Source organism: Aliiroseovarius sp. xm-d-517, from assembly GCF_013283135.1.
Classification (GTDB): Bacteria; Pseudomonadota; Alphaproteobacteria; order Rhodobacterales; family Rhodobacteraceae; genus Aliiroseovarius; species Aliiroseovarius crassostreae.
The window spans coordinates 2318354-2325000 of record NZ_WBXT01000001.1 but is presented as its reverse complement, the minus strand read 5'-3'; the positions used below and the strand labels follow the sequence as shown (position 1 = coordinate 2325000).

Annotated in this window: 4 protein-coding genes (1 of these 4 cut by a window edge); all 4 read right to left on the bottom strand. The window is 59.4% G+C overall.

Going from position 1 to position 6647, the window contains the following annotated elements; genetic code table 11:
- On the bottom strand, positions 1 to 305 hold the 5' end (the start) of the coding sequence (gene rarD / locus XMD517_RS11255; protein WP_173488271.1) for an EamA family transporter RarD. The gene continues 589 nt to the left of window position 1, outside the view; the window shows 305 of its 894 coding nt (coding positions 1-305); the start codon lies at positions 303 to 305; its stop codon lies beyond the left edge, outside the window.
- 237 nt (positions 306 to 542) lie between these two features.
- Positions 543 to 2996 (bottom strand): FAD-dependent oxidoreductase, encoded by a 2454-nt coding sequence (locus XMD517_RS11250; protein ID WP_173488270.1) that lies wholly within the window; start codon positions 2994 to 2996, stop codon positions 543 to 545.
- A gap of 110 nt (positions 2997 to 3106) precedes the next feature.
- Positions 3107 to 4078 (bottom strand): GlxA family transcriptional regulator, encoded by a 972-nt coding sequence (locus tag XMD517_RS11245; protein ID WP_173488269.1) that lies wholly within the window; start codon positions 4076 to 4078, stop codon positions 3107 to 3109.
- A gap of 101 nt (positions 4079 to 4179) precedes the next feature.
- Entirely contained in the window at positions 4180 to 6627 is a 2448-nt protein-coding gene (locus XMD517_RS11240; protein ID WP_173488268.1) for an FAD-dependent oxidoreductase, read from the bottom strand.
- Positions 6628 to 6647 lie beyond the last annotated feature (20 nt).

Sequence of the window (6647 nt, the reverse complement as noted above, 5' to 3'; positions counted from 1 at the left end):
TGCCCATTTGCAATCGACCAGATATAAATGCCCCAGTTCACCGAGATCAGCGCCGCCGTCAGCGCCGCCTGTGCCAGCATGCGCGGATGGGCAAACGCTTCGCGCAGTTCTCGCGTGCGCCCCATCACAATCAGAACCGCACCCGCCACCGGGACGGACCAGATCACCCGATGCACCACAACCTCTGCCGGAAACACATGGGACAGCGCCTTCATGTAAAGCGGCAAGAACCCCCACAGCAAATAGGCCGCAATCACAAAGGCCAGCCCACGCGGGGTGTCCACATTGTCCTTCATCTGCGCCATGCTGCATCCTTTCCGCAGAACTTATCCAGTATCTATGACAAAGAAGAGTTTGTGGTGCGAAGTGAATTCTGTGACGTCATTCATCAGGATGCGTGATGCCTGGCACACAGGCCCCGAGCATCCGATAAATGTCAAAAGAAAAGGACACCCGGCAGGGTGCCCTCCTGTGGTCGTTAAGGTGTTTCGACTTTCCCGCATCAGGCTGAAACCGGAACACCCCTGCCTGCGTGGTTCCCGTCAGACCTTCACGCGTTCCGACTTGGGATCATACATTGGCTTCAAAGACGCCTCTGCCTTCACCTTCACGCCACAGACGTCGATCTCATAGCTTGAGGCCAGCACGTCGGCTGCTTTCTCACCTTCGCAGGGCACATAGCCAAGACCAATGGCGCCGCCAAGCGTGTGGCCGTAGTTGCCTGAGGACAGGTAGCCCACATACTCGCCATCCCGCAGGATCGGTTCATTGTGGAACAGAAGCGGTTCGGCATCGGTCAGTTTGAACTGCACCAGACGGGCCTTTGGCCCGGTTTCCTTGCGGGCGATCACCGCCTCGCGGCCGATAAAGTCACTGCCCTTGTCGACCTTCACCGCAAAGCCCAGCCCCGCATCGACCACGTGATCCTCACAGGTGATGTCGTGGCCAAAATGGCGATAGCCCTTTTCGATCCGGCAACTGTCCATCATATGCATGCCGCACAGTTTCAGCCCCAGATCCTGTCCGGCCTCCCAGAGGGTTTCGAACATGTGTCCGGCCATGTCGGCAGAGGCATATAGCTCCCACCCGAGTTCCCCCACATAGGTCACGCGATGCGCACGGGCGAGGCCCATGCCGATCTCGATCTCCTGCGCGGTGCCAAACGGGTTGGTGGCGTTGGTGAAGTCGTTGGGAGAGACCTTCTCCAAGAGCTTGCGCGCATTCGGCCCCATGATCGCCAGCACGCCTTCCCCCGCGGTCACATCGGTGATCACCACGTTGAAGTTGCCCTTGTTGCGTTCCATCCAGGTCTGATCCGCCAGACGTGTGGCCGCAGGTGTAACGACGAGATAGGCGGTTTCGCTCAGACGGGTCACGGTCACATCCGCCTCAATCCCGCCATTGCGGTTCAGGAACTGGGTATAGACAATCTTGCCATTGGGCACCGAGTAGTCACCGCCGCCCACATAATTCATGAACCGCTCCGCATCCGGGCCTTCCACGCGGATCTTGCCGAAAGAGGACATGTCATACATGCCGACATTTTCGCGCACAGCACGGTGTTCAGCGGCCGAGTTTTCAAACCAGTTCTGGCGCTTCCAGCTGTATTGATATTCCCGCGCCTGACCCTCTTCTGCATACCAGTTGGCGCGTTCCCAGCCGGCCAGTTCGCCAAAAACAGCACCCTGTTCCTTCAGGTGGTGATGGAACGGGGTGCGGCGCACACCGCGCGCGGTGGCCTTTTGCCGATAGGGGAAATGGTCGGCATAAAGCAGGCCCAGCGTTTCCTTGGAGCGTTCATACAGATATGTCTTATTGCCCTGAAACGGCTGCATCCGGCTGATATCCACATCCCCCAGATCAAACGGTTTTTCGCCACTGTCCATCCATTCGGCCAGCGCATGACCCGCCCCACCTGCCGACTGGATGCCGATCGAGTTGAAGCCGGCGGCGACCCAGACATTGTCCATCTCCGGCGCGAGGCCAAGGTGATAGGCGTCATCGGGGGTGAAACTTTCGGGGCCGTTGAAGAAAGTGTGGATCCCCGCCTCGGCCAGCATCGGCATCCGGTTGCAGGCATTTTCCAGGATCGGCTCAAAGTGATCGAAATCCTCCGGCAGCTGATCAAACTCAAACGCGTCGGGAATACCGTCCATCGCCCACGGCTTTGCGTTGGGTTCAAAGGCCCCCAAAAGCATCTTGCCCGCGTCTTCTTTATAATAGGCGCATTCATCCGGCACCCGCAGCACCGGCAGTTGCGTCAGCCCGTCGATGGCTTCAGTCACGATATAGAAATGTTCACAGGCATGCAGTGGCACATTGGTGCCGGTCATGCGGCCCACCTGATGGCCCCACATGCCCGCACAGTTCACCACCATGTCACAGTCGATATGGCCGCTTTCCGATCCATCATCCGACACCCAGTCGACACCGGTGACGCGACGCCCCTCTTTGGTCACATCTGTGACCTTGATGCGTTCCTTGACGATACCGCCCCGCTGGCGCGCACCCTTGGCCAGCGCCAGTGCGATATTGGCCGGATCCCCCTGCCCATCCTTGGGCAGGTAGACCGCCCCTTTCACATCCTCGACATTCAGATGCGGATACATCTCTTTCACCCGCGCGGCTGAGATCTCTTCCACCTCAACCCCAAAGGCGCGCGCCATGGCGGCCTGGCGGTAGATCTCTTCGCGGCGCTCTTCGGTCAGGGCCACGGTGATCGACCCGCAGCGCTTGAACCCGGTGGCGACACCGGTTTCCTCTTCCAATGATCCGTAAAGTTCCTGCGAGTATTTGGCGAGCTTGGTCATATTGGCCGTCGCGCGCAGCTGGGCAATCAGGCCGGCCGCATGCCAGGTGGTGCCCGACGTCAGCTGCTTGCGCTCAAGCAGCACAACGTCTTTCCAGCCTTTCTTGGTCAGGTGATAGGCCACCGAGCAGCCAATCACCCCTCCCCCAATAATAACCACACGGGCCTTTTGCGGCAGATTGCTCATGTCTTTCCTCCAATCAAAGACAAACACCAGAGTCGCATTTCGCGTTGCCGGATGAGAGTGGCACGGGTCCTGCGGTCATTATATCTGATTTCCGCCAGATTTGTCGGCTATCAGACATAGACCCGCAATCCATCCCCCTGCCTGCGCCACGCGGTTGGGGTCACGCCGAAATGGCGATGAAAGAGCGAGGAGAACCCGTTTGGAAATCCACAGGCCAGCCCCACATCCCGCACACACATGCGGGTATTGAGCAGGAGCGTATTGGCATGGTTGAGCCGCAGTTCACGGTAATAGGCGTTGGGAGTGATATCGAAATGGGCGCGGAAATGGCGTTCGAGGGACCGTTCCGAAATCCCCAGCAGGTCAACCAGTTCGGAAATGCGCAAAGGTTCATCCAGATTGGCCTGCATCAGTTCGATACATTGATCCAGCGCCTTGTTGCCGGTGACGGACAATTGCTTGCCGCCAAAGGGTTGCAGACTGGTGAGCGCACGGATGTTTTCATGCAGCAGGATATCCGACACCGTGGTGATCGCAGCCGCAGAGACATGCTGCCCCAGAAGCGACAGCGCCAGATCATAGGTCGAGGCCATACCCGCACTGGTGATCAAACGCCCGTCATCCGCCGCCAGCGCATAAGAGCCGTTGCCCGGCGTGCCCCTCTCATTCAAGACAGCGCGGTTTTCCCAATGGGTTGTGTGGTGTTTGCCCTGCTCACCGGTTTCGGCAATATAACGGCTGGCGGCCTCAGCCAGAAGCACCACCTTGGCCCCGGACCACATATAGGATTTGATCAACGGCTTGATCGACAGTTCCGGGTGATCGGGGTTTGAATTACCAATGACAAAAAGATAGTCCGCCCGGGGTTTCCCGGGGATCGCCTCAGCCATGACGGTCGCCTCGGCCCGACATCGGGTGGGCCCGGGCCGGCGGGCGCGAAACGTCCAGCTGAAAGCCTTTTTCGCGGTGACCCGATTGCTCAGGCGCATCACCTCGACCACGGCGGTCAGTTCAGTCAGAACAAAATCATCTGCAATGAGGATGTCGACATGCACGGGCACGCTCTTTGCCGGATCGGTCATGAGTGTCCTCCTGTCTGGAAGGGGGCGCTGCCCCCCCGGACTGCGTCCTCCCCCCGAGGTATTTCAGGCAAGAAAAAGGGGGAAGGACATGACTTTGGCGGTCAGGCGCGGATCCGGGTATTGTCAGGATCCCAGAGCGGTTGGTCTGGCTGGACCACGGCTTTGCGTTTCTCGCCGTAGATCTCGACCTCAAGTTCGGTGCCGGGGGTGGCCAGTTCCGGGCGCACCATGCCGTAGGCAATCGACCTGTTCACGCGATAGCCCCAACCGCCAGACGTGGTTTCGCCAACAATCTCATCCCCGGACCAGACGCAGGACATATAGGGCGCATCACAGTCGCCTGCATCCACCACCATGGTGACAAAGCGCTTTTTCGACCCTTGCTGTTTTTCCGCCAGAAGCGCGGCTTTGCCCGGGAAATCCTGCGGTTTGTCGAGTTTGACAAAGCGGTCCAGCCCCCCTTCGAGCATCGAGTAATCGGTGGACAGATCGCCTTTCCAGGTGCGGTAGCCTTTTTCCAGGCGCAGGCTGTCGAGCGCATACATGCCAAAGGGTTTGGCGCCCGCGCCCAAGAGCGCCTCATAGATCGCGGGTTGATTTTCATTGGCGCAATGCACCTCCCAGCCCAGTTCGCCGGCAAAGGAGACGCGCACGAGGCGGCAGGGGGTGCCGGCCACTGTGGCATCCTGATGCGTAAGCCACCCCAGCGAAAGGTCGGCATCAGTGCCAATCGCCTCGAACATCTCGCGGGTTTTGGGACCGGTCACGATCATGGTTCCGAACTCGGTCGAATGATCTGTGAGCGAGATCCCGGCGGGCAGGCCCTTTTTCAGCACCTCAAAGTCATGCCACTGGGCAGACGCCGCGGTGATCATGGTGAAGTGATCTTCGGCGTGGCGCATGCAGGACATTTCGGTCAGGATCCGCCCCCGGTCATCGGCGAAATAGACAAGGTTCATGCGGCCCGCTTTGGGCAGGGCCCCAGTGATACGGCCCCGCAGGAATTCAGCCGCGCCTTCGCCTTCAAGGTTGAAGCGAGAGAAGCCGGGCAGATCAAGCACACCAACACCATCGCGCACCGCTTCGCATTCTTCCTTCACGCGGCTCTCCCACGGGCCGGAGCGGCCCCAGGTATGGGTCGCCTCAAGCGAGGTATCATCGCCGGGCTGTGCAAACCAGTTGGCGCGTTCCCAGCCATTATAGGCGCCCATCACACCGCCCAATTCCTTGACCTTTGCGTGGACCGGCGAAAGCTTTTTGTCGCGCGCGGCGGGCCATTCGTGACGGGGGAAATGCATGGCGTATTCGTTGCCATAGACCTCCATGCCCTTCTGAACGCAATAATCCTGATCGGTGTAGTCGGTATAGCGGCGCGGATCGACCGCCCACATGTCCCACTCGGTCGCGCCATCAACGATCCATTCTGCCATGACCTTTCCGGCACCGCCGCCCTGGGCGATCCCGAAGGTGAACACACAGGCCTCAAACGCATTCTCGACGCCCGGCATCGGACCCATCAGCGGCAGGCCATCGGGGGCATAGGGGATCGGGCCATTGATCACGCTGGACACGCCCGAGCTTTCCATCAGCGGCACACGGGCCATGGCATCGACAACAATATCCTCGATCCGGTCCAGATCTTGCTGCCAGAGCTGGAAGCTGAAATCCTCGGGCATCTTGTCTTCGCCCAGCCAATGCGCCTTGCAGTTCGGTTCATAGGGACCAAGGTTATAGCCGTGCTTCTCCTGACGCAGATAGTAAGACACATCCACGTCGCGGATCAGGGGAAGCTTCTTGCCGGTCTGTTTGGTGTGGGCCTCGATCTCGGGGATCTGTTCGGTCAGCAGATATTGATGCTCCATCACCATCATCGGGACGGTGCGTCCGCCATAGGGCTTGAACATTTCCCCCACACGCTGGGCATAGTAACCAGCGGCGTTCACCACATAGTCACAGTCGATGTCCCCCTTTTCGGTGTGCACGATCCAGGTCTTGTCTTCTTTCTGGGTGACACCGGTGGCCGGGGTGAAGCGCAGGATTTTCTGACCCATGTCGCGCGCACCTTTGGCTAGGGCTTGTGTGACCTGCGCCGGGTCAATGTCGCCATCCGACGGGTCCCAAAGAACACCGGCCAGGTCATGGATCTCAAGGAAGGGATACCGCTCCTTCGCCTGCTCGGGCGTCCAGATCTCCATCTCGATCCCCTGATAGCGTCCCATCGAACAGGCGCGTTCAAATTCCTGCATCCGTTCCTTGGTGTGGGCCAGGCGGATCGAGCCGGTCTGGTGATAATTCATCGGGTAATCGACCTCTTCGCCCAGACGGGCATAGAGCTCGGTCGAATAACGCTGCATGTTCATGATCGCCCATGAGGTCGAGAAGGTCGGCACGTTGCCCGCCGCGTGCCAGGTGGACCCGGCGGTCAGCTCGTTCTTTTCCAGAAGGACACAATCGGTCCAGCCTTTCAGGCCGAGGTGATACAGCGTCGAGGCACCGACGACACCGCCGCCAATGATGACAACGCGGGCTTTGGTTGGAAAGTCAGACATTGCAGTCTCCCTGTGATGCG

Excerpts from the sequence above, each read along its gene's own strand:
- XMD517_RS11250 (WP_173488270.1), bottom strand. The coding sequence starts at position 2,996 with ATGAGCAATCTGCCGCAAAAGGCCCGTGTGGTTATTATTGGGGGAGGG.
- XMD517_RS11240 (WP_173488268.1), bottom strand. The coding sequence starts at position 6,627 with ATGTCTGACTTTCCAACCAAAGCCCGCGTTGTCATCATTGGCGGCGGT.
- XMD517_RS11245 (WP_173488269.1), bottom strand. The coding sequence starts at position 4,078 with ATGACCGATCCGGCAAAGAGCGTGCCCGTGCATGTCGACATCCTCATT.